This window comes from Duganella vulcania, assembly GCF_009857655.1.
Lineage (GTDB): Bacteria > Pseudomonadota > Gammaproteobacteria > Burkholderiales > Burkholderiaceae_D > Rugamonas > Rugamonas vulcania.
On sequence record NZ_WWCX01000327.1, the window covers coordinates 1 to 268 of the forward strand.

Consider the following 268-nt stretch of genomic DNA (forward strand, 5'->3'; position numbering starts at 1 on the left):
TCCAGACTCCTACGGGAGGCAGCAGTGGGGAATTTTGGACAATGGGCGCAAGCCTGATCCAGCAATGCCGCGTGAGTGAAGAAGGCCTTCGGGTTGTAAAGCTCTTTTGTCAGGGAAGAAACGGTGGGGGCTAATATCCTCTGCTAATGACGGTACCTGAAGAATAAGCACCGGCTAACTACGTGCCAGCAGCCGCGGTAATACGTAGGGTGCAAGCGTTAATCGGAATTACTGGGCGTAAAGCGTGCGCAGGCGGTTTTGTAAGACT

At 53.4% G+C, this 268-nt stretch carries 1 rRNA gene; it reads left to right on the plus strand.

The features are described 5' to 3' along the window. Positions 1 to 268: ribosomal RNA gene (locus tag GTP90_RS36240) — 16S ribosomal RNA — on the plus strand; the annotation flags it as partial.